The following is a 23455-nucleotide window of genomic DNA, read 5'->3' as shown; positions in this document are numbered from 1 at the left end:
TATTCACATAGCTGAAAGAGTATAATGCTGCAATGTTTACTAGTATCGGTGTTTATGTCAGAGAAAAAAATTTCCCTGCACTTGATGTAAAAATTTTAGATTCTCTTTTGTCTGCTTTGGTTAAATTGCGACCAGAAATTTTTATTGAAAAGGGTCTTGGATACACAAATAAATTTTGTGAGGAATTATTTCACGATGACTTCATTGCTAAAGTTGATTTAATTATTGTTTTTGGTGGAGATGGAACACTTTTAAATTCATCAAGAAAATATATAAATAGCAATATCCCAATACTTGGAATTAACATGGGTAAAGTAGGTTTTTTGACTGATATAAATATAAAAAATTTTGAGAACGCAATTAAGGAAATATTAGATGGTAGTTACGATGTAGAAAAAAGAAATCTAGTTAAAGCTACTTTTGAAGATAAAAATTTATACGGCCTTAATGAAATTACTATTCACTCAGGATCTTATGCGCAACTTATGCGATATAGACTCACTGTTAATGGAAAAATTGTTTATGAACAAAGATCAGACGGATTAATCATAGCTACACCGACAGGTTCTACTGCTTATGCGCTATCTGCTGGAGGCCCTATTATTCATCCAAAGCTAGATGTGTGGACAATACTACCAATGCTTCCTCAAAGTCTTTCATCAAGACCTTTTGTAATATCATCTAATGAGGAAATTTTTATTGAAATCTTAGATGGACCAAATAAAGTTGCGAGAATATGTGCAGATGGTCAAGATGATGTACCTGTAAAATATAATACAAAAATTTTTATAGAGAAATTGGATAAAAACCTTAATTTAGTTCATCCAAAAAGTAATGATTTTTTCGAGGCTTGCAGAGAAAAACTTGGTTGGAGTTTAGATATTTCACAAAACCATAAATTATAGTTTTGATAATAAAAAATTTATCAATTCAAATTATATTCATATCGATAATTGTTAGTTTTATTTCAAATTTTGGTTCAAATGCTGAAATTATTTCTTACTTAACATTCTTAAAATTCGAGATTACATCATATAAAAATATTGGAACCTACTCATTTAGTGAAACTTATTATATTTATAATGAGTGGTGGAGGCTCCTTACTCCAATGTTGCTGCATTTTTCTTTTACACATTTAGCATTTAATTGCTTATGGATTTATATATTGGGATTAAGAATCGAAGAAATTGATGGAAAAATTATTTTTCTATCATTGGTAATCTTTTCCTCGATACTTTCAAATATTGCGCAGTATTTCTTCAGCGAAAGTGCCTTTTTTGGGGGTTTGTCAGGAGTAGTTTATGGATTGATTGGTTTTTGTATGATCAGAGAGTTCGAAGCAAGCAAAAACATATACGAAATGCCACCAGCTTTATATTTGTTTATGATAATTTGGCTTTTTCTTGGATTTTCAGGAGTGCTGGATCTTTTTGGATTTGGATCAGTAGCAAATTTTGCTCATCTTGGTGGCCTTATTTCTGGAATAATTTTTGCTATGATGTATCTAATAATACCTACTAAAAAAATATGACACAGATTAAGAAAGCAATTTTACCAGTGGCAGGATTAGGTACAAGATTCTTACCTGCAACAAAAGCTATTCCAAAAGAAATGTTGCCAATTGTTGATATGCCTCTTATTGAATATGCTGTTGATGAAGCTATTTCTATTGGAGTTGATGAAATAATATTTGTTACTAGTCCAGACAAATATTCAATAAAAACTCATTTTGAAAGATCTGAATCTTTAGAGAATAAACTATTAAAAAAGGGAAAATCTAATTTAGTTGAAAAAATTAATCCCAACAAATATAACTCAATAGAATTTCATTTTATTACTCAAGAGGAACAAATTGGCTTAGGGCATGCAATTTCTTTAGCTGCTGATTACGTAATAGATGAACCCTTTGCAGTTATCCTGCCCGATGATTTATTTGTTTCAGAAGTTCCATGCATAAAGGAATTAAGTGAAGCATATTTTCAAACCAAAAATTCTGTTGTAGCAGTAAATAAAATTGATTCTAATCAAATTCATAAATATGGAGTAATAAAGCCAGGAAAAATCAACAAAAATTTAATAGAAATAGATGATATTGTAGAAAAACCAAATAAGAACAATGCTCCATCTGATATCGCGGTTTGTGGAAGATACATATTAACTCCAGATATCTTTGACTTTTTAAAACTTGTCAAAGAAGATAAATCAGGCGAGATACAATTAACAGATGCTATAAGATTAATGGCTAAAGAAGAACCTATTTCAGCATTACTTTATTCTGGTAAAAAATTTGACTGTGGCAGCAAGCTTGGATACGTCCAAGCAATTATCTCTTATGCCTTGAGTGATAATGAAATCAAAGAAGATATTAAAAAATTTATTAAGAGCATAGATTGAACTTTTTTTTAAATATATTTAAATTATTTCCGCCCGAGGTTGCTCATACCTTGGCTTTAAAATCATTGAATATTCTATACAGAACTAATTTATTAAAACTTTTTTATAAACCAGTTAAAACCCATGATTTTAATTTATTAGGATTAAATTTTAAGAACAAACTTGGAGTTGCAGCAGGTTTAGACAAAAATGGTGACTATATTGATAGTCTTGGTAGCTTGGGTTTTGGTTTTATTGAGGTTGGAACAGTTACACCATTACCACAAGCTGGCAATTCTAAGCCACGAATGTTCAGAGCTTTTGAAGACAATGCAATTATAAATAAACTGGGATTCAATAATAAGGGAGTAGATTATTTAGTTAATAGATTAAAAAAAAGAATCTATACAGGCATTATTGGCGTAAATATTGGTGCTAATAAATCATCGACTGGTAACAAAAGAATTGAGGACTATCTTATTTGTTTAAGAAAAGTTTTTAATCATTGTGATTACATAGCCGTAAATATTTCTTCACCTAATACACCGCAATTAAGAGATCTTCATTCTGATGATAATATTAGAGAATTGCTTGATGCTATTAAAAATGAATCTCAAAAACTAGGTACTTTCAAACCAATTTTTTTAAAAATATCACCAGATGAATCAAATGAAACTATTGAGAACATTTCTAATCTAATTGAATTATCGTCACTATCTGGTCTTATAGTATCAAATACAACTCTTGATAAAAGTTCATTGAATAAAAGTAAAAAAAATTTTGAGGGCGGACTCTCAGGCGCACCTTTAATGAAGAAGTCAACGGAAATGATAAAAAAAATAAGTACAAAACATCCCTCTATGCCAATAATTGGAGTTGGTGGAGTTTTAAAAAAAGATGATTTTCTAAAAAAAATTGAGTTTGGCGCATCTCTTGTTCAAATTTATTCTGGATTTATTATAAAAGGTCCAAAAATAGTAAATGAGATTTTGCAATAACCATGGAGTTGGTAATAATAATTATTATTATCACTTTTCTTATTGGTTCAATTAGTCTTGCGCTTCCAACTAAATCTGCAAAGAAAATATCAAAATTACGAATGGAAGCATCAAAGATTGGTTGTAAGGTAGTTTCTCTTTCTCACTCCAGAATTAAATTTAAAAAAAATGATCCAACTTTAATATGCTACCAAATAAAAAATACAACAAATTTAAAAGACGCTCATTTTATTAGAGACAAATCATTATTTATTCTGTATTCTCCTGTTAAATTAAAATACTCAAATGAGTATGAGAATATAAATAAAAGCGTTCAATTTTTTCCAGATTCTATAAAAGAAATTATATATACTCATTCCACAATTTCCTTTTTATGGAAAGAGTTTTTAGGACTTGATGAGCTAAAAAAAATAGTTAACGAAATAAAATTAATTTAAATTCTACTTGTCAAAGGTACTCATTTAATGTTATTCATAAAAAAAGGAGAATGCTTTTATAACTATGACTACCTCACTTGTAATTGTTGAATCACCAGCAAAAGCCAAAACTATATCTAAGTATTTGGGCAATGAATATATTGTCAAATCTAGCGTTGGCCACATAAGAGATTTACCAAAAGGCAAATCAAAAAATGTAGCAAAAAGAATTACTTTACCAAAAAATATTTCTCTAGAAGAAAAAAAAGAGCTAAAAGTTAAACAAGAAAGAGATAGGTTAATCAGAAGAATGGGTGTTGATCCTGATAATGCTTGGTCTGTTGAGTATCAAATTATTCCAGAAAAAGAAAAGGTAATAAAAGATTTAAAAAAAGCAGCAAAAAATGTTGATCATATATATTTAGCTACAGATCTGGATAGAGAAGGTGAGGCAATAGCTTGGCATTTGAAAGAAGCATTAGGAAATAAGCATTCTTATTCTAGGGTAAGATTCAATCAAATAACGAAAACAGCAATATTAGATTCTTTTTCTGATCCACAGGAAATTGATCTTGATTTGGTAAAAGCTCAGCAAGCCAGAAGATTTTTAGACAGAGTAGTGGGTTTTGAATTGTCTCCGCTATTATGGAAAAAAATTGCAAGAGGCCTGTCAGCTGGAAGAGTTCAATCGGTTGCTTTAAGACTTTTAGCTGAAAGAGAAGGCCTTATTCAAGAATTTATTCCAGAAGAATTTTGGGAGATTTCCATGATTCTAGAAAATGATAGTAAGCAGGTAATTAATTTCAAACTTTCAAGAAAGAAATCAGATCCATTATTAAAAGAAAAAGAGGCACTTGAAATAGAATCATTAATAAAAGAATCATCTTTGAAAATTGATGAAATAGTTAAAAAACCTACCAGAACAAAACCAAGACCGCCTTTTATTACATCAACATTACAACAATCAGCCTCAACCAGACTTGGATTTAATGTAAAAAGAACAATGCGAGTGGCACAAAAATTATATGAAGCTGGCTTCATTACTTATATGAGAACTGATGCTCCCAGCTTAAGCAAAGATTCAATTCAAGATGCTCGGAATTTCATATCTCAAAATATTGGTGAAAAGTATCTTACTAATGCACCAAGAATATATTCAAGCACGGAAAATGCTCAGGAGGCTCATGAAGCTGTAAGACCTACAAATGCTTTCTTAAAAGCATCTGATTTAATTGGAATTTCTGAAGAGGAACAAAAACTTTATGATCTGATTTGGCAACAGTATATTGCTTCGCAAATGCCTGATGCAGAATATTTATCTACTTCAGTAAAAATTAATTTAGGTCAGTACACATTTTCTGCTACTGGAAGAGAAATTGTTTTTGATGGATATTCAAAAATAATGAATTCTTCAGGTAAAGACAAAGACGAAGAAATACTCCCATCCTTAGATGAAAATGAAATTCTAAACTTAAATAAATTAAATCTTGATAAAAAATTCACTAAACCTCCTGCGAGATTTTCTGAAGCTGCACTTGTAAAAGAGCTCGAAAAAAAAGGCATTGGAAGACCTTCGACATATGCAGCAATTATTTCAACTATCCAGGAAAGAGGCTATGTTGAGATTCAAAACAGGAGATTATTTGTAAAAAAAATTGGTCATATTGTTACTGAAAGATTAGTTGAAAACTTTGATAAAATTATGGATTACGACTTCACAGCAAATTTTGAAAATAATCTTGATAGGGTTGCTGATGGAGAGTTAGAGTGGAAAAAAGTTCTCGATGATTTTTATGATGCATTTAAAAGAGATTTAATTTCAGCCTCAAGTGAGGATGGGATGAAAACAAATCAACCAACCTCAACAGATATTACTTGCCCATGTGGAAAAACTAATATGGTTATTAGGAATTCATCAAATGGAGTTTTCCTGGGTTGCTCTGGATATGAAAATACTGGAGATGAAAAATGCAAAAAAACTTTAAATCTCATTTCAGGTGATGAGGCGATAAGTATTGATGATACCGAAGAAGCTCAAAACCTCCTTATTAAGAAAAGATGTCCAAAGTGCGATACGAGCATGGATAATTATTTAATAGATGAAAATCGTAAACTTCATGTTTGTGGTAAAAATCCTGATTGTGATGGTTATCTTATTGAAGATGGCCAATTTAAAATTAAAGGTTATGACGGACCAACATTAGAATGTCATAAATGCGGATCTGATATGCAATTAAAAACAGGACGTTTTGGAAAATATTTTGGATGTCTTAACGATAATTGTGGTGCCACAAGAGCATTACAAAGAAATGGAGAGCCTAAGCCTTTAACTATGGAGCCAATAGATCTGCCTGATTTAAAATGCATAAAATGTGATGATCATTATTTGCTCAGAGATAGTATGAAAGGTTTATTTTTGGCAGCAAGCCAATATCCTAAAAATAGAGAAACGCGTGCACCAAAAGTATCTGAGATTAATAATCTCAAGGATGAATTTTCTTATTCATGCAGATTTTTGCCTGATAAAGACAAACACCTTTATCTTTTGAACGCTCCTGTAAAAGACAAGGATGGAAATCCATACGTTATAAGATATAACAGGACAGATGATATCCATTATGTTGCGTCAGAAAAAGATGGAAAGAAAACAAAATGGACCGCTTCTTTTAATAAAGGGGAATGGAAAGAGAGTTTAAAAAGCTAGTGGAAGAATTCGAACTTGCAAATCATTATCAGGATATAGCGTGTGATATTTTAAAAAAAATAGAAATTGATAACACAGATAAAAATTTGTATTCCCTTTTTTATTTATCAATTGAAGAAAGTATTAGCTATTTTTGTGATGCAATTCATAATGAACTAGATCTAAGTATAAAAGATTTTGATAATTTTAATTTTTCAGAAAAATGTAAATTACTTCAAAATTCTGATTCTATAAAAAATATAATTCAATCAGAAATTAATTCAGGAGGCTTTTTATTTGATTTAGAAAATTCAAAAAAAAATCTCCTACAGGTCCCAGATTTAAACATTATTGCCTCTAGTGCATCAAATGACTTGAATAATTTGCACTCAACACTAAATAAGTACAATAGGTTTTGTTCATTACTTCGCAAATCCTTAATAGAATGCTAAGCTAATTCATACATGGAGAATTTATGACAAATTATTTAGAGCTCGCTCAACTACCTGATGGAACTATAGTTCTTAGACGTTCTGATGATCATGATAATCCAATTGTAAAAATAAGTTTTTCTAATGAATCAAAAGATTTTTTGCAAGGTCAAGAATTAGCAGTCGCAAAAGAAATGATTAAAGCTGGTATTGAAAGTGTTAGTGGAAATGTAAGTGATCTTGACGAATTTCTAGAAAATCAAAAAGGCATTAACAAAAAACCAGTTACTCTTCACTAGTTTTCTCTTATCAATCCAACACTTTTACCTTCAATATGTAATTCTGTTTCCTCTAGATTAATTTCTAAATTTTTAAAGTCAGAATTTGCTGGGATAAGTCTAATTTTTTTATCAGAGAGTTTTTCAAAAAATTTTACAGTAACCTCATCATCATATCTTGCAATTACAATATCACCATTTCTTACCTCTGAAGTTTTGTGAACAGCTATAAGATCATCTTCCATAATGCCAGCATCTTTCATGCTTAAACCTTTTACTCTAAGAAAATAGTCAAATTTTTTGTTAAAAATACTTTTGGAACAATTTACAAACTTTTCAATATTCTCTGTTGCCAAGGTTGGAGAGCCAGCTGCAACCAAACCAATAATAGGATATGCATCAGGCTCTGTGTTGGAATCATTGTTAATTACAGAAATTCCGCGCGATGCACCACTTTCAATTGATATAAATCCTTTTTTTTCTAAAGCTCGAAGATGCGTTTCTGCAGAATTTGGTGATTTAAAACCAAGTTCACTGCAAATATCTGCTCTTGTAGGCGGAAAACCTGTCTTATTAATGTAAATTTTTATACAATCAAGTACTTTATTTTGTTGTGGAGTTATATCTTTCATAATATGTTAATTATACTGAATATATATACAGTATAATATAAATATACATAAGATTTCAAGAAATATGAAAAAAGAAGATTCGAAATTAATTATTGGTATTTCATCAAGAGCTTTGTTTAATTTAGATGAAAGTCATGAAATCTATGAAAAAGAAGGATTAGAATCATATAGAAAATACCAAATTGATAACGAAGAAAATATTCTCGATCCTGGAGAAGCTTTTGATCTTGTAAAAAAAATACTAAAAATTAATAATTTTTATAAAAATAAAGAGAGAATTGAAGTTATTCTTCTCTCAAGAAATACATCAGATACAGGTCTAAGAATTAGAAATTCTATAGAGGCACATGACTTAAATATTAGTAGAGCTGCATTTTGCGGAGGAGAAAGTCCGCATAAATATGTAAAAGATTTTGGAGTTCATCTTTTCTTATCTAGCAGCCTTGAGGATGTTTCACTAGCAATAGATAGTAATGTTGCAGCAGCAACAATTATTTCAACAAAAAAAAATTTTTCTGCAAAGAAATCTAATAACCAACTTAAAATTGCTTTTGATGGAGATGCAGTAATATTTTCAGATGAGTCTGAGATTATTTATCATAAAAAAGGTTTGGACGCTTTTATAAAAAATGAAAAAAAAGCTAAAACTATCTTAAAAGAAGGACCTTTTAAATCTTTTTTAATTGAATTAAATAAAATCCAAAAAGAATTTGATGAATCTGATTGCCCAATTAGGACTGCTTTAGTGACCGCAAGATCCGCACCATCTGATAAAAGAGTTATAAAAACTTTAAGGGAATGGGGTGTAAGAATTGATGAATCTCTTTTTCTTGGAGGATTGCCTAAAAAAGATTTTTTAAAATCTTTTGAAGCAGATATATTTTTTGATGATCAAAAAAATAATATTATCGAAATTTCAAAAGATACACCTTCAGGTCATGTTCCATACGGAATAAAAAATAAAGGACAATAAAAATGGAAATTTTATGTTTTGATATGGAAGGGACATTAACTCCTGAGATATGGGAGCAAGTAGCAAAAAATTCAGGAATAGATGATTTTAATAAAACCACAAGAGATATACCTAATTATTCAGATTTAATGGATTTTAGGTTGGATTTAATGAATAAAAATAATATGAATATTCTGGATATACAAAAAGCTGCGTCTCAGCTTGATCCTTTACCTGGAGCAAAAGAATTTTTAGATAGGTTAAGGGAGAAATTCCAGATAGTTATTTTGTCAGATACTTTCCATGAAATTGCTAAACCATTAATGAAAAAACTTGGCTTTCCTATGATCATATGTCATACCTTAGAATTAAAAAACAATAAAATTATTTCATATAATTTAAGAGACACTAAGACAAAAAAATTAGCAATTAAGAATTTTCAATCTCTTGGGTACAAATGTTTTGCAACAGGGGATTCATATAATGATATTCAAATGTTTGAGATAGCTGATAAAGGATTTTTTATGAATGCTCCAAAAAAAATTTCGGACACTTACCCTAATATTCCATCATTTCATGATTATAATGATCTTGAAAAAGCATTAACAGATAATTCAAATTTTAATCATGAATGAACATTTAAAATTAAAAAATTTTGAAAGACCAAAGCTTCAAATACCTAATGGTGAAAATAGATTACTACTTCATAGCTGTTGCGCGCCATGTGCTGGAGAAATTATGGAAGCCTTATCTGTATCTGAAATTAAAACAAGCATATATTTTTATAATCCAAACATACACCCTATAGAAGAATATGAAATTAGGAAAGATGAAAATAAAAGATTCTGTGACAAGCTTGGTTTTGAGTTTATTGATGCAGATTATGATAAGGATAATTGGTTTAAGCGAGTCAAAGGATTAGAAAATGAACCAGAAAGAGGAAAACGGTGCACAAAATGCTTTGATATTCGTTTTGAAAGATCAGCACTTTACGCTAAAGAAAATTCTTTTAAAGTTTTTGCAACGACGTTGGGAATTTCTAGATGGAAAGATATGAATCAAATTAACGAAGCTGGTTTAAGAGCTGCATCAAGATATGATGAAGTTAAATATTGGGATTTTAATTGGAGAAAAGAAGGAGGTTCTTCAAGAATGATAGAAATTTCAAAAAGAGAACATTTCTATCAACAAGAATATTGTGGATGTGTTTACAGCTTGAGAGATACCAATAAATGGAGAAGAAAAAATAATAGAGATAGGATTATTAGAGGAGTAAAATTTTATTAATATTTTGCCAGGTGTTTTATTTAGAGAATCGTTAAGACAACACATTCCTTTAATTATTCCTGGAACAATAAATGCTTATTCTGCAAAGTTAGCAGAGATGGCAGGTCATAAAGCAATATATCTTTCAGGAAGTGGAGTTGCTGCTGCTTCATATGGCTTACCTGATCTTGGTTTTACTTCAATGCAAGATGTTTTAATTGATGTAAAAAGAATAACTAGTGCTTCATCATTACCACTTCTTGTCGATATAGACACTGGTTGGGGTGATGTAAAAGAAATATCAAAAACAATTGTTGAAATGGAAAAAGCTGGTTGTGCGGCTGTTCATATTGAAGATCAAATTTTTGATAAAAGATGTGGACATAGACCTAATAAAAAATTGGTTTCAAAAACAAAAATGAGAGCTAGACTAAATGCTGCTTTAGATGCCAAAAAACATGAATCATTTTTTGTGATGGCCAGAACTGATTCGATTGCAACTGAGGGTATTGATAGTGCGATTGATAGATGTAGAGAATATATCGAGGAGGGAGCTGATGGCATCTTCCTTGAAGCTGTGACTTCAATAGATCAATACAAAATTTTTAAAGAAAATTTTGATATTCCAATACTTGCAAACATCACTGAATTTGGAAAAACTCCTTTATTTACTCAAGATGAATTGCAAAAAGTTGGAGTTGATATGGTCTTATATCCACTAACAGCATTTAGAGCTATGAGTTTATCCGCAGAAAAAATTTATAAATCAATTATTAAAGACGGGACACAGAAGCCCCTCTTAGATATAATGCAAACCCGAGAAGAATTGTATGAAGTATTAGATTACTATTATTTTGAAAAGCAACTTGACAACAAAATGTTGAATAAGGAAAAAAAATGACAAAAAAATTAGAAGGAGCCGGTCTAAGAGGACAAGTTGCAGGTGAAACATCTCTTTCCACAGTTGGTCAAATTGAGGGCCTTGCATACAGAGGTCATAAGATTGAGTTGCTTGCAGAAAAATCAACCTTCGAAGAAACAGCTTACCTTTTGCTATACGATAAACTTCCTAATCAAGCAGAATTAGATGAATATAAATCATTACTTAAGCAGAACAGAGACCTCCCTAATTCATTAAAAGAAGTACTTCAAAAAATACCAGCTAGCGCTCATCCAATGGATGTAATGAGAACTGGAACATCCATGCTAGGCAACATTGAACCCGAAGGAGATTTTTCTAATCAACTTAATTCAATAAACAGAATGATTGCAACTATGCCCTCAATTGTTACATATTGGTATAAATTTTCTCATGAGGGATTAGATATTGATTTAGTTAATGATGAGGACAGCATGGCGGGACATTTTCTTCATATACTTCACGATAAAGAACCTTCTGATCTTCATAAGAAAGTCATGGATGTATCCCTGATTTTGTATGCTGAACACGAATTTAATGCATCTACTTTTACAGCAAGAGTATGCGCATCAACAATGTCAGATATTCATTCATGTGTTGTTGCAGCAATTGGATCTTTAAGAGGTCCTCTTCACGGAGGAGCCAATGAGAAAGCAATGGAATTAATTGAAAACTGGACATCAAAAGAAGAAGCCAAATCTAATATTATTGAAATGTTAAATAAGAAAGAAAAAATAATGGGATTTGGTCATGCAGTTTATTCTATAAAAGATCCAAGAAATGCTGTCATAAAAGAATATGCAAAACAACTATCCGAAATTTCAGATAACGATTCTCTTTATCAAGTTGCAGAAGAAGTTGAAAAAGTTATGGCCGATGAGAAGAATATGTTCGCTAATGCTGATTTTTTCCATGCTCCAGCCTATTTCTATATGGGCATACCAACAAAATTATTCACTCCAATATTTGTAATGTCGAGAGTATCAGGATGGACTGCTCATTGTATGGAGCAAAGAGGAAATAATAGAATTATTAGACCAAGTGCTGAATATACTGGAGTTGTATCATCAGATTGGGTTGATATTTCTGATAGGTCTTAAAAAATGTCATCGAATTTTGATCTGAATGTCAGACCAGATTTTGATGAATTAATATCTAAAATAGCAAATTATGTTTATTCATATGAAATTAAATCTGACTTAGCATTAGATACTGCTAGAAACTGTTTAATAGATACAATCGGATGCGGTCTGCTTGCACTTAAATTCCCTGCTTGCACAAAGATGCTTGGCCCTATTGTTAAAGATACACATGTCCCTTTTGGTGTAAGAGTTCCAGGAACAGATTATCAGTTGGATCCTATTAAAGGCGCATTTGATATTGGTTGTATTGTTAGATGGCTTGATTACAATGATACATGGCTTGCTGAGGAATGGGGCCATCCATCGGATAATTTAGGTGCAATATTAGCTGTTTGTGATTTTGTATCTCAGCAAAATATTTCTATTGGAAAGGAACCTTTATCCATGCGTGCTTTATTGGAGTCAATGATCATGGCACATGAAATACAAGGAGTCCTAGCACTTGAAAATAGTTTCAATAAAGTTGGTCTCGATCATGTAATATTAGTAAAAGTTGCATCAACTGCTGTTGTAACAAAATTACTTGGTGGATCATTAGATCAAATTAAAAATGCTGTAAGTCAAGCATGGTTAGACGGCCAAAGTTTAAGAACTTACAGGCATGCTCCAAATGCTGGTTCAAGAAAAAGTTGGGCAGCAGGTGATGCAACCAGCAGGGCTGTAAGATTAGCGATGATAACTTTGTCAGGTGAAATGGGTTATCCAGGTGTTCTTTCTGCTCCTATTTGGGGATTTGAAGATGTTTCCTTCGATGGTAATAAATTGTCCTTGCCGCAGCCTTTTGAAACATATGTTATGGAAAATATTCTTTTTAAGATTAGTTTTCCAGCTGAATTTCATGCTCAAACAGCAGTAGAAGCAGCAGTAAAACTTCATAGTGAGATTAAAGATAAAGTTGATCAAATCAAATCAATTAATATAACCACTCATGAATCTGCTATTAGAATTATTTCAAAAGTTGGATCCTTAAATAATCCAGCAGATAGAGATCATTGCTTACAATATATGGTTGCAATTGCTTTGTTAAAAGGTAATTTAGTAGCAGAAGATTATGAAGATTCTGTTGCTAAAGATCCAAGAATTGATGTACTAAGAGGAAAAATGATAGTCAATGAAGATAAAAGGTACTCAAAAGAATATCTTGAAGCAGATAAAAGATCGATTGCTAACAGCATACAAATTCATTTTAATGATGGAACATCAACTGAGAATTGCGAGGTTGAGTATCCAATAGGCCACATGAGAAGACGAGAAGAAGGCATACCGGTATTAGAGAAAAAATTTATGAATAATTTAAATATTACATATACAGAAGAAGTAGCAAATAAAATATTTAAACTCTGTATGGATCAAAGAAAACTAGAGGAGACTTCAGTGTTGGATTTTCAATCTCTTTTGTCTAAGAAAACTCAAAACTAGTAAAAAACCCTAAAAATAAAGCTTTTTTAGCTTTTTGGACTATAATTATCGCCATGTCAGGCAATACGTTTGGAAAAATATTTAAAATTACGACTTTTGGTGAAAGTCATGGACTTGCTATGGGCTGCATATTGGATGGTTGTCCACCTAATATAAGTCTCAGCAATGAAGATATTCAATTAGAATTAAATAGAAGAAAGCCTGGCCAATCTGATGTAACTACACAAAGAAAAGAAGACGATTTAGTAGAAATATTATCAGGAGTATTTGAAGGGAAAACACTTGGTACGCCAATTGGTATGATAATTTACAATAAGGATCAAAAATCTAAGGATTATTCAAATATAAAAGATCTCTTCAGACCTAATCATGCTGATATCACGTATCAAGCGAAATATGGTCATAGAGATTATAGGGGTGGTGGAAGAGCTAGTGCAAGAGAGACGGTTAATTGGGTTGCTGCTGGATCAATTGCAAAAAAAATACTTCAAAAAGAGGGAGTGTCGGTAAATGGATTTGTCTCTGAAATAGGTACAGTTAAAGCTGACGTAATTAATCATAAAGAAATCAATAATAAATATTTCTTTTGTGATGATTCTAAGCTTTCAAATTTAGATTCAATGTTTCATGATTTAATTGAAGAGGGTAATTCTGTTGGTGCTAAATTAGGTGTTATTGTTGAGAATTGTCCAGTTGGGCTTGGCGATCCAGTATTTGAAAAATTAGATGCAAACTTGGCAAAAGCAATTATGACGATAAATGCTGTCAAATCAGTCTCTATAGGTAATGCTGATGAGCTTTTATATTTAAAAGGTTCTGAAGCGAGAGATGAAATTACTTCATCGGGCTATTCTTCAAATAATTCAGGAGGAATTCTTGGAGGAATATCAAATGGAGATGATATAAGTTTAAGTTTTATTATAAAACCAACTTCAAGCATTAAAACAGAAGGAAATACGATAAATAAAAAAGGCGAGGAGATTAAAATCGAGGTTACAGGAAGACATGATCCCTGTGTTGGCATTAGAGCAGTGCCTATTGCTGAGGCAATGGTAAGTCTTGTTTTAGTCGATCATTTATTAATTAACAAAGCACAATGCGCAAATGTTGAACAAAATTTACCATTTACGGAATAGAAATAATGAAAACTTTGTACGACAAACTCTGGGAAGAGCATCACGTAATACAACTAGATTCTGGTGAGTCTCTTTTATATATTGACAGACATTATTTACATGAAGTCACGTCTCCTCAAGCTTTCGAGGGTTTAGAGAAAAAAAATCTTGCACCATGGAGATTAAATGCAAATATTGCTACTCCAGATCATAATGTTCCAACAATTAGAGGTAAAACCTTTGACGTTGATCAAATTGATGACAACATATCAAAAATTCAGGTAGTAGAACTCGACAAAAATTGTAGTAAATTTGGCATCAAACAATTTGATATTACTTCCGAAAATCAGGGTATTGTTCATGTTATTGGACCTGAACTAGGATATACACTTCCTGGAATGACTATAGTATGTGGTGATTCTCATACCTCAACTCACGGTGCTTTTGGTTGTTTGGCTATGGGTATTGGTACTTCTGAGGTTGAACATGTTCTAGCAACTCAAACATTAAAAACAACAAAGCTTAAGAACATGCGAGTATGTTTTGAAGGCAGTCCTAATGAAGAGATTACATCCAAAGATATAGTCTTATATCTTATTAGGAAAATTGGAACAGCAGGAGGAAATGAACACGCTATAGAATTCTCGGGATCTTATATAAAAAGTATTTCTATGGAAGCTAGAATGACAATATGTAACATGTCAATTGAAGCTGGAGCAAAGGTTGGATTAATAGCACCTGATGAAACGACAATAGACTATGTTGAAAAACACTCAAAATTAACTGCTGATAAATTGAATGAGGCAAAAGAATATTGGATGCAATTAAATACTGATAGCAATGCAACTTTTGAAAAGGAAATAACAATAGATGTTTCAAAAATAAAACCTCAAGTTTCATGGGGCACTTCTCCTGAAATGGTAATTGATTTTGACGATAGTATTCCTAGTACTTCAGATTTTCCAACTGATAAAAGAAAGAGCATTGAATTGGCAAAAAAGTATATGGGAATTGATGAAGAACAAAAACTTTCTGAACTTAAGTTCGACAAAGTTTTTATAGGATCATGCACTAATTCAAGAATAGAAGATTTAAGAGATGCAGCAAAGATAGTAGAAGGAAAAAAAATATCTGAAAAGATACTCGAAGCAATTGTTGTACCAGGATCAGGATTGGTAAAAAAAATGGCTGAAGAAGAGGGGCTTGATAAAATTTTTACTCAAGCTGGATTCATATGGCGAGACCCTGGTTGTTCAATGTGTCTTGGGATGAATCCTGATCAACTTAAACCATACGAAAGATGTGCTTCAACATCAAATAGAAACTTTGAAGGTAGGCAAGGTAATTTAGGTAGAACTCATTTAATGAGTCCGAGGATGGCAGCAAAAACAGCACTTAAAGGAAAAATAGGAAACTTATAATGAAATTAAAAGGCAACGAGTTCATTATTGAGGGTATCACAGCGTATATCGACAGAGACAATGTTGATACTGATCAAATTATTCCTACTGAATATCTAAAATCTATAAAGAAATTTGGTTTTGAGGATTATCTTTTTGATGGATGGAGATATTTAGATAATGGCATCCTTGGATTAACTAAAGACCAAAGAAAAATTAATAAAGATTTTATTTTAAATATCCCGCCTTTTGATGAATCAAAAATTTTGTTGTCTAGAAGCAATTTCGGGTGTGGTTCGTCACGAGAGCATGCTGTTTGGGCTTTAAGAGACTTTGGTATAAAAGCAGTAATAGCATCCTCTTTTGGTGATATTTTTTATAATAATTGTTTTAAAAACAACGTTCTACCTATTAGATTGCAAAAAAATGAAATAGATAATTTATTCACCAGTTGTTCAAAGAGTCCTTGTGAAATTAATATTAGTTTAGACAATATGAAAGTTTCTTTAAATGATTTTGAGTTTACTTTTGAAGTAAAAGAGAGTCTGCTTGAAAGAATCATATATAAACTAGATGACATAGATATTACTATGCAAAAAAAAGATGTCATAAAAAAATTTGAATCTCAAAGAATAAAAGAAAAACCATGGATATTTGTAAATGACTAAAAAAATATTAATTCTTCCAGGAGATGGTATAGGAGAGGAAGTCACTTCTTCGGCAAAAGAGGTATTAGATTTTATTATTGATAATTATGATATTGATTTTGAAATAAATACTATGAAAGTAGGTGGTGCTGCATATGATGAGTTTGGATCCCCTTTGCCAGAAGAAGTTTTACATGAAGCAAAAAGATCTGATGCTATTCTATTTGGGGCAGTAGGTGGACCTGAATGGGATAATCTTGAATGGGATTTAAGACCAGAATATGCACTTTTAAAATTAAGAAAAGATTTGGAACTATTCGCAAATCTTAGGCCTGCATTTTTATTCAATGAGTTGGCATCAGCATCGCCGATTAAAAATGAAATTATAAAAGATCTAGACATACTTATTGTTAGAGAGCTTACAAGTGGTATATATTTTGGAGAGCCTAGGGGTTTAGTTGAATCAGAAAATCCAAAATATGCCTTTAATACCATGATTTATAACGAAGATGAAATCAAAAGAATTGCTAAAATTGGTTTTGAATCAGCACAGAAAAGAAATAATAAACTATGTTCTGTTGACAAGGCTAACGTATTAGAGGTTTCAAAGTTTTGGCGAGAAATTGTTACAGATATGTCAAAAGATTATCCTGATGTCGAGTTATCTCACCAGCTTGCAGATAATGCGGCCATGCAATTAGTGCTAAATCCGAACCAGTTTGATGTGATTGTTTCAAGTAACCTTTTTGGAGATATACTTTCTGATATTGCTGCTACATTATCTGGTTCAATTGGAATGTTACCTTCCGCTTCACTAAATAGTTCTTCAAAAGGAATGTATGAGCCATGTCATGGAAGTGCGCCTGACATTGCTGGTAAAAATATAGCAAATCCAATTGCGATGATTGCATCTTTATCAATGGCATTAAGGCACTCTTTAGATCAAGAAAATATTGCAAAAATGCTTGATAATTCAATAATGAAATATGTATCGCAAGGTAACAGAACAAAAGATATAAGTACTTCAGATGAATATTTATTAACATCTGAAGTAAGTTCTAAAATAATAGATATTCTAAAAAATGAAAAATAATTTTAAATTAGCAATAGTTGGAGCATCTGGAGTTGTTGGTCAAAAGATAATCCAACTTTTAGAGGAGATGGCATTAGATATCGGTGAAGTTTTTTTTCTTGGTAGCTCATCAGTTGGAAAAGATATTTTTTTTAACAATGAAAAATTTAAAATACAAGACTTAGAATCATTTGATCCATCAAATGTTGATGTTTCAATCTTTTCAGCTGGATCATCTGTTGCAAAAAAATTTGCTCAATCTTTTATTGACTCAGGAGGCTATGTCATTGATTTATCTTCAGAATTTCGTTACGACGATGACAAATTACTTATTATTCCTGAAGTAAATGGAAATTTAATTAGTAACCTCAATAAGCCCTCGATAATAGCTAATCCAAATTGCTCAACTTCACAGCTATTGATGATTTTGCAACCAATTCATAAAAAATTTGAAATAGAATTTGTAAACATAGCAACGTATCAGGCAGTTTCTGGCACTGGCAAAGCAGCTGTTGATGAACTGAAACAACAAAGCATAGATCCAGATAATGTAACTCCAAAAATTTATCCAAAACAAATAGCATTTAACGTGCTGCCACAATGTGATGTTTTTTTAGAAAATGCATTCACTAAAGAGGAAATGAAGCTCGTATGGGAAACAAAAAAAATTCTTGATCCTAATATAGAAGTGCAGGCCACTTGTGCAAGAGTTCCTGTTTTTAATGGTCATTCTGAAGCAGTATTCCTTAGAACAAAAATAGATGCATCCAAAGAGGATGTTATTGATTCATTAACAGGTATCAAAGGCGTCTCAATTATAGATAATCCAACTACTCAAGAATATCCTAATCCAATTGAAAACGCTCATGATACTAAAGATGTATATGTTGGCAGAATAAGATCTCAGAAAGTTCTTAATGAAACGTGGATTGCTCTATGGATAGTAGCTGATAATGTTTATGGTAAAGGCGCTGCTTTAAATGCTGTTCAAATTTTAGATTTACTTATAACTAATAATAAGCTGTGATAAGAATACTTTTCTTTATATCAGGATTTTTAATTTTTAATGCTCACGCTGATATTTCCATTTCATCACCTAAGCTTAAATTTAATAATCAAGATGAGCGAATTATTGAATTTAGAATTAATGATGAAAAAATTCAAGATGACGATATTGTTATAAAGGCATATAAATCTGATGATATTTTAGAGTATCAAGATTTCGCATATCTAATTTTAAAAAATTATGAGGATTACCAAATCCTTGAAATTATTATAGATAACAAATTCGAAGAGAACTATTTTAGTTTTAGAATTGAGATTTCTAATGAAGTTTCAAAAGATATATTTGTTTTTTTACCATCAAGATTAATAGATTCAGAACAAAAAGTTACAAAAAACATAATTGAAAAAAACTCTTCGCAATTAGTTTACGAAAAAAAATTAATCCCAGAAATATCTGAAGAACCAACAAAAGATGCTGAGCAAATAATTAATGCAGACGAAATTACAACAATGTGGAGTCTAGCTTCTCAATTTAAAGAAGAAACAAATGCTTCAATTTATCAAATTATGTGGTCTATATATTTAGGTAATAAAAATGCTTTTATTAAAGGCAACATTAATTTAATAAGAAACGATATTGATATCATCATACCAACCTCTTCACAAATGACTTCAGTTTCTGATGATGAGGCCAGATCATCAATTTTAAAAATGAATAAAAGTTTTTCAATTGATTTTGCTCCAGCTGCAAAATCTCTTTTAGTTTTAACGGCTCCAAAGATACAAAGTCAAAATGTAAAAATAAATACAAATGAAAAACAAGATGAAAAAATTAAAATAGATCTTTCCCAAGAAAATGCTGTTGATGCAAAAAGTTTTATTGAAAAAAATACAAAGACCCTTGTTATGGATCTTGAAAATGATCCAATATCAAATTTAATTGAAGAATCTAAAAATAAGCCTAATGAAATTTCTGATACAGGCCTAAGTAGATTTGATTTATTATTTGTAGCAATTATTTCTGTCTTATCTGGAATTTTAATAGCATTGATATATATTCAATTAAAATCAAAGAAAGACAATAAAATAAAATATGATTTTATAGAAGCAGCAGATAATGATTCCAAAATAGATGGACTACCAAAAGGCTTAAGTATTGAAAATAATCACGACGAGCAACAGATCGACCTAGCTTACACATATTATGAAATGGGAAATTATGAAGATGCTGTAAAAATTTTGAACCAAATAATTAAAAACTCAAAAATAACTAGCATTAAAACTAAAGCTGAAGAACTTTTAGCTATGATTCAAAAGTGAGATATGCTTGCGTAACCGAGTATGATGGAACTAATTTTTCAGGATTTCAAAGACAACTTAATGCTAAAAGTATTCAAGAATGCATAGAGGTTGCATTACAACAGGTAACACAGAAAAAAATACCTATTAATTATTCTGGCAGAACTGATGCTGGAGTTCATGCACTTTCTCAAGTTTTTGATTTTGAGACATCTATTAATAGAGATTCTAAAAATTGGCTTGATGGTCTAAATTCAAATCTTCCAAAATCAATAAATATTAAAAATATTTCACTAGTATCTGATGATTTTCATTCTAGATTCTCGGCAAAGGAGCGTTCGTACTCATATGTGATATATAACTCTAAAAATAAACCATTATTTTTTAATAGATTTTGTTTTTGGGAGAGTAAAGAGATTGATTTAAGCCTGTTAAAAAAAGAAGCGAAACATTTTTTAGGAAACCATGATTTTAGCTCTTTTAGGAGCTCGAGTTGTAATTCAAAAAATCCTAACAAAAAGATAACTAAAATTGATATAAATGTTTCGGGAAAGTTTATAATTATCTCGATTACTGCGAATGCTTTTCTTCATAATATGGTGCGGATTATTGTTGGTACATTATTAGATATAGCTAAGGGAGAAATAAAAGACTCTGTTATTGATATCTTAAGTGCAAAAAATAGAAACGAATCTGGAAGAACTTTAAGTCCTCAAGGTTTATTTTTTCTAGGACCTAAATATGAATCTAAGCTAAAAATTTCCAGTCCTTTTAAAGATTTATTCGAAAGATTTAAGGTATGAAACCAAATATTAAAATTTGTGGAATAACAGATCTAGATATTCTAGAAAACATTATAGATCTTAACGTTGATTTTGTTGGATTTATCTTTTATGAAAAAAGTCCTAGATTCGTTAATAAAGAGCTTCAAAGAAAACTTAAAAACTTTAATTTTAAAAAAACTAGGCCGGTGTGTGTTTTTGTAAATTCTGATGAGGAATATATTAATGAGATAGATTCTATTTTTGTAAATCCAATATTACAATTTCATGGAGATGAAGAAGAGAACTTTTGTAAATCATTCCGAAGAGATTTTTGGAAAACTGTAGCAATAAAAAATGAAAATGATCTTGGAATGATAGATCGCTATAAATCAGCGAATGCCATATTACTTGAAAATTATAATCCAAATTTATATGGCGGTACCGGCGAAGCTTTTGATTGGACAGTAATAGACAAAATAAATATAAAACAAAATTTAATACTTTCTGGTGGAATTAATTCTAAAAATGTCGATAATGCATTAAGTAAAGGGACTTGGTGCATAGATATCAACTCAGGAGTTGAATATAGTATTGGCATAAAAGACCTTAAGTTGATCGAAGAAATTTTAAATAAAATAAAGAACTATGGACTCTAATAATTACGATTTTCCTAACAATGATGGTTTTTTTGGTGAGTATGGTGGCAAATTTGTCCCTGAAACTTTAATGTATGCATTAGAGCAACTTGAATCAACTTATAAAAAATTATCAAAGGACAAATCTTTTCTTAAAGAAATAGATGAAGATTTAGTAAATTTTGTTGGAAGGCCCTCGCCACTCTACTATGCAGAACGCTTAACAAATCAATACGGTACCGGAAAAATTTGGCTTAAAAGAGAAGACCTTAATCATACAGGTGCTCATAAAATAAATAATACTGTTGGGCAAATATTGCTCGCAAAATATATGGGAAAAAAGAGAATTATTGCTGAAACAGGAGCTGGTCAACATGGAGTTGCTACTGCTACAGTTGCTGCAAGATTGGGACTCGAATGCCATATATACATGGGTACTGAAGATGTTAAAAGACAAGCTCTAAATGTTTATAGAATAAAATTATTGGGAGCACACGTTCATCCAGTAGATTCGGGTTCTGCAACATTAAAAGATGCATTGAATGAAGCATTAAGGGATTGGGTAACAAATGTTGATGACACATATTATATTATTGGAAGTGTTACTGGTCCTCATCCATATCCAATGATTGTCAGAGATTTTAATGCTATTGTGGGCAGAGAACTTATTGATCAGTCAAAACAATTCTTTGATTCTATGCCAGATGCTATTGTTGCATGTGTTGGAGGTGGTTCTAATGCAATGGGAATCTTTTATCCTTTTATTGAAATGAATCAAACTCGATTAATTGGAGTTGAAGCTGGTGGAAAAGGAGTTATGACTGGAGAGCATGCTGCTCCACTAAATGATGGTGAGCCTGGAGTTCTTCATGGTGCCAGAAGTTATTTAATGCAAGATGAATCAGGTCAAGTAAAAGATACTAAATCAGTTTCTGCTGGATTGGATTATCCTGGTGTTGGCCCAGAGCATTCACTTTTAAAAGATTTAGGTAGAGCAGAATATGTAGCAGTTGATGATGATGCAGCTCTAAAAGCTTTTCATGACGTTTCAGAATTAGAGGGAATTATTCCAGCTCTTGAAACAGCTCATGCATTTGCATATTTGGATACATTGATGCCTGAATTAGAAGCAACAGCAAACGTTGTTGTTAATGTTTCTGGAAGAGGAGATAAAGATATTAATACAGTTGCAGAAATTGATGGAATTAAGTTTTGAATAAACTTGAAGAAAAACTATCGTCACTAAAGTCTGCCAATAAAAAAGCTCTTGCAGCCTATCTTGTTGCTGGAGATCCTGATATATCAACCACGTTAGAACTAATGCATTCATTTGTAGATGCAGGCGTTGATATTATTGAAGTTGGCGTGCCATTTACAGATCCAATTGCAGAAGGACCAGTCATTCAAAAAGCTCATGATAGGGCGCTAAAAAATTCTATTTCTTTATCAAATATCATAGACATGGTTAAATTATTTAGAAAAAAAGATAAAGAAACTCCTGTAATTCTTATGGGTTATCTAAACAATTTCATTTCACATATTGATTTAATTCAGAAGTCTGATATAGATGGAGTTGATGCAATCTTGGTTGTTGATGTACCAGGAGAACTCAAACTAAATGACTACGGAATTGATAATCCTAATATAAACGTTATTTCATTGATTTCTCCAACTACTAAAGACGACAGAGTTAGTAAGATTGCACAAAATAGTTCGGGATTTATTTATTACGTGACTTTGAGAGGTGTAACTGGTTCCTCAAATTTAAATATAGATGAAATTAAACGAAACATTGAAAATATTAAAAGTTTTTCTGACCTACCAACACTCGCTGGATTTGGAATAAAAACAGCTGATGATGCAAAAAATCTAGCAAGCTGTTCGGACGGAGTAATAATTGGTTCATCGATAGTCAAAATGATAGAGGAAAAATCTGAATCAAAAGAGTTTAATGAAATAAAAGATTATATTAGAGAAATAAAAACTGCTATATCATGACAAGCTTTAAT

Annotated in this window: 25 protein-coding genes; 24 read left to right on the top strand and 1 reads right to left on the bottom strand. The window is 31.2% G+C overall.

Translation table 11 applies throughout. The annotated features are described in order from the left end of the window. Positions 1 to 32: 32 nt before the first annotated feature. From M9C80_04645 to M9C80_04610, 8 genes are all read left to right on the top strand, one after another. A complete protein-coding gene (locus M9C80_04645; GenBank protein URQ69227.1) occupies positions 33 to 905 on the top strand; it encodes an NAD(+)/NADH kinase in 873 nt (290 codons plus the stop codon). Between the two features lie 2 nt (positions 906 to 907). Then, the gene (locus M9C80_04640) at positions 908 to 1531 is read left to right on the top strand and encodes a rhomboid family intramembrane serine protease (protein URQ69226.1); all 624 of its coding nucleotides are present in this window, start codon (positions 908 to 910) and stop codon (positions 1529 to 1531) included. Then, positions 1528 to 2394: a UTP--glucose-1-phosphate uridylyltransferase GalU gene (galU, locus tag M9C80_04635; GenBank protein ID URQ69225.1), complete on the top strand. Its 867-nt coding sequence runs from the start codon at positions 1528 to 1530 to the stop codon at positions 2392 to 2394. Before M9C80_04640 ends, galU begins: the two co-directional genes overlap by 4 nt. Continuing rightward, a complete protein-coding gene (locus M9C80_04630) occupies positions 2391 to 3371 on the top strand; it encodes a quinone-dependent dihydroorotate dehydrogenase (protein ID URQ69224.1) in 981 nt (326 codons plus the stop codon). The genes galU and M9C80_04630 overlap by 4 nt, the downstream gene beginning before the upstream one ends. Before the next feature lie 2 nt (positions 3372 to 3373). Then, positions 3374 to 3808 (top strand): hypothetical protein, encoded by a 435-nt coding sequence (locus M9C80_04625; GenBank protein ID URQ69223.1) that lies wholly within the window; start codon positions 3374 to 3376, stop codon positions 3806 to 3808. Between the two features lie 64 nt (positions 3809 to 3872). After that, positions 3873 to 6491 carry a type I DNA topoisomerase gene (gene topA, locus M9C80_04620; GenBank protein URQ69222.1) on the top strand — a complete coding sequence of 873 codons (2619 nt, stop codon included), beginning with the start codon at positions 3873 to 3875 and terminating at the stop codon, positions 6489 to 6491. Next, the gene (locus M9C80_04615) at positions 6467 to 6922 is read left to right on the top strand and encodes a hypothetical protein (GenBank protein ID URQ69221.1); all 456 of its coding nucleotides are present in this window, start codon (positions 6467 to 6469) and stop codon (positions 6920 to 6922) included. The genes topA and M9C80_04615 overlap by 25 nt, the downstream gene beginning before the upstream one ends. A 23-nt stretch (positions 6923 to 6945) precedes the next feature. After that, complete coding sequence (locus M9C80_04610; protein URQ69220.1) at positions 6946 to 7200, top strand: hypothetical protein; 255 nt, start codon at positions 6946 to 6948, stop codon at positions 7198 to 7200. Here the strand turns inward: M9C80_04610 and lexA are convergent. Beyond that, the gene (lexA, locus tag M9C80_04605) at positions 7197 to 7811 is read right to left on the bottom strand and encodes a transcriptional repressor LexA (protein ID URQ69219.1); all 615 of its coding nucleotides are present in this window, start codon (positions 7809 to 7811) and stop codon (positions 7197 to 7199) included. The two genes, M9C80_04610 and lexA, sit on opposite strands and share 4 nt — an antisense overlap. Positions 7812 to 7875: 64 nt before the next feature. On the opposite strand from lexA, the gene M9C80_04600 reads away from it, so the two are divergent. Genes M9C80_04600 through trpA form a run of 16 tightly spaced genes read left to right on the top strand, consistent with a single transcriptional unit; the run spans position 7876 to position 23444 of the window. After that, positions 7876 to 8784: a 5'-nucleotidase gene (locus tag M9C80_04600; protein URQ69218.1), complete on the top strand. Its 909-nt coding sequence runs from the start codon at positions 7876 to 7878 to the stop codon at positions 8782 to 8784. 2 nt (positions 8785 to 8786) lie between these two features. Then, a complete protein-coding gene (thrH, locus tag M9C80_04595) occupies positions 8787 to 9398 on the top strand; it encodes a bifunctional phosphoserine phosphatase/homoserine phosphotransferase ThrH (protein ID URQ69217.1) in 612 nt (203 codons plus the stop codon). Further along, on the top strand, positions 9391 to 10050 hold the full coding sequence (locus tag M9C80_04590) for an epoxyqueuosine reductase QueH (protein ID URQ69216.1): 660 nt from the start codon (positions 9391 to 9393) through the stop codon (positions 10048 to 10050). The genes thrH and M9C80_04590 overlap by 8 nt, the downstream gene beginning before the upstream one ends. Before the next feature lies 1 nt (position 10051). After that, the gene (gene prpB / locus M9C80_04585; GenBank protein URQ70203.1) at positions 10052 to 10930 is read left to right on the top strand and encodes a methylisocitrate lyase; all 879 of its coding nucleotides are present in this window, start codon (positions 10052 to 10054) and stop codon (positions 10928 to 10930) included. Further along, positions 10927 to 12048 carry a 2-methylcitrate synthase gene (prpC, locus tag M9C80_04580; protein ID URQ69215.1) on the top strand — a complete coding sequence of 374 codons (1122 nt, stop codon included), beginning with the start codon at positions 10927 to 10929 and terminating at the stop codon, positions 12046 to 12048. The genes prpB and prpC overlap by 4 nt, the downstream gene beginning before the upstream one ends. 3 nt (positions 12049 to 12051) lie before the next feature. Further along, positions 12052 to 13509 (top strand): bifunctional 2-methylcitrate dehydratase/aconitate hydratase, encoded by a 1458-nt coding sequence (locus tag M9C80_04575; protein URQ69214.1) that lies wholly within the window; start codon positions 12052 to 12054, stop codon positions 13507 to 13509. Positions 13510 to 13562: 53 nt separating this feature from the next. Further along, positions 13563 to 14645 carry a chorismate synthase gene (gene aroC / locus M9C80_04570; protein ID URQ69213.1) on the top strand — a complete coding sequence of 361 codons (1083 nt, stop codon included), beginning with the start codon at positions 13563 to 13565 and terminating at the stop codon, positions 14643 to 14645. A gap of 5 nt (positions 14646 to 14650) precedes the next feature. Further along, positions 14651 to 16045 (top strand): 3-isopropylmalate dehydratase large subunit, encoded by a 1395-nt coding sequence (leuC, locus tag M9C80_04565; protein URQ69212.1) that lies wholly within the window; start codon positions 14651 to 14653, stop codon positions 16043 to 16045. After that, on the top strand, positions 16045 to 16692 hold the full coding sequence (gene leuD / locus M9C80_04560; protein ID URQ69211.1) for a 3-isopropylmalate dehydratase small subunit: 648 nt from the start codon (positions 16045 to 16047) through the stop codon (positions 16690 to 16692). Before leuC ends, leuD begins: the two co-directional genes overlap by 1 nt. After that, positions 16685 to 17764 carry a 3-isopropylmalate dehydrogenase gene (leuB, locus tag M9C80_04555; GenBank protein ID URQ69210.1) on the top strand — a complete coding sequence of 360 codons (1080 nt, stop codon included), beginning with the start codon at positions 16685 to 16687 and terminating at the stop codon, positions 17762 to 17764. The genes leuD and leuB overlap by 8 nt, the downstream gene beginning before the upstream one ends. Continuing rightward, on the top strand, positions 17754 to 18770 hold the full coding sequence (locus tag M9C80_04550; protein URQ69209.1) for an aspartate-semialdehyde dehydrogenase: 1017 nt from the start codon (positions 17754 to 17756) through the stop codon (positions 18768 to 18770). The genes leuB and M9C80_04550 overlap by 11 nt, the downstream gene beginning before the upstream one ends. Further along, positions 18767 to 20068, top strand: coding sequence for a hypothetical protein (locus M9C80_04545; GenBank protein URQ69208.1), 1302 nt, complete (start codon positions 18767 to 18769; stop codon positions 20066 to 20068). The genes M9C80_04550 and M9C80_04545 overlap by 4 nt, the downstream gene beginning before the upstream one ends. Then, positions 20065 to 20850 (top strand): tRNA pseudouridine(38-40) synthase TruA, encoded by a 786-nt coding sequence (gene truA / locus M9C80_04540; protein URQ69207.1) that lies wholly within the window; start codon positions 20065 to 20067, stop codon positions 20848 to 20850. Before M9C80_04545 ends, truA begins: the two co-directional genes overlap by 4 nt. After that, positions 20847 to 21467 (top strand): phosphoribosylanthranilate isomerase, encoded by a 621-nt coding sequence (locus tag M9C80_04535; GenBank protein URQ69206.1) that lies wholly within the window; start codon positions 20847 to 20849, stop codon positions 21465 to 21467. Before truA ends, M9C80_04535 begins: the two co-directional genes overlap by 4 nt. Continuing rightward, a complete protein-coding gene (gene trpB, locus M9C80_04530; GenBank protein ID URQ69205.1) occupies positions 21457 to 22662 on the top strand; it encodes a tryptophan synthase subunit beta in 1206 nt (401 codons plus the stop codon). Before M9C80_04535 ends, trpB begins: the two co-directional genes overlap by 11 nt. Further along, the gene (trpA, locus tag M9C80_04525) at positions 22659 to 23444 is read left to right on the top strand and encodes a tryptophan synthase subunit alpha (GenBank protein ID URQ69204.1); all 786 of its coding nucleotides are present in this window, start codon (positions 22659 to 22661) and stop codon (positions 23442 to 23444) included. Before trpB ends, trpA begins: the two co-directional genes overlap by 4 nt. Positions 23445 to 23455: the final 11 nt, after the last annotated feature.

The organism is SAR86 cluster bacterium (assembly GCA_023703615.1).
GTDB lineage: Bacteria > Pseudomonadota > Gammaproteobacteria > Magnimaribacterales > D2472 > MED-G85.
Note: the sequence above shows the minus strand (reverse complement) of the source record. Positions and strands in the feature narration are given on the sequence as shown.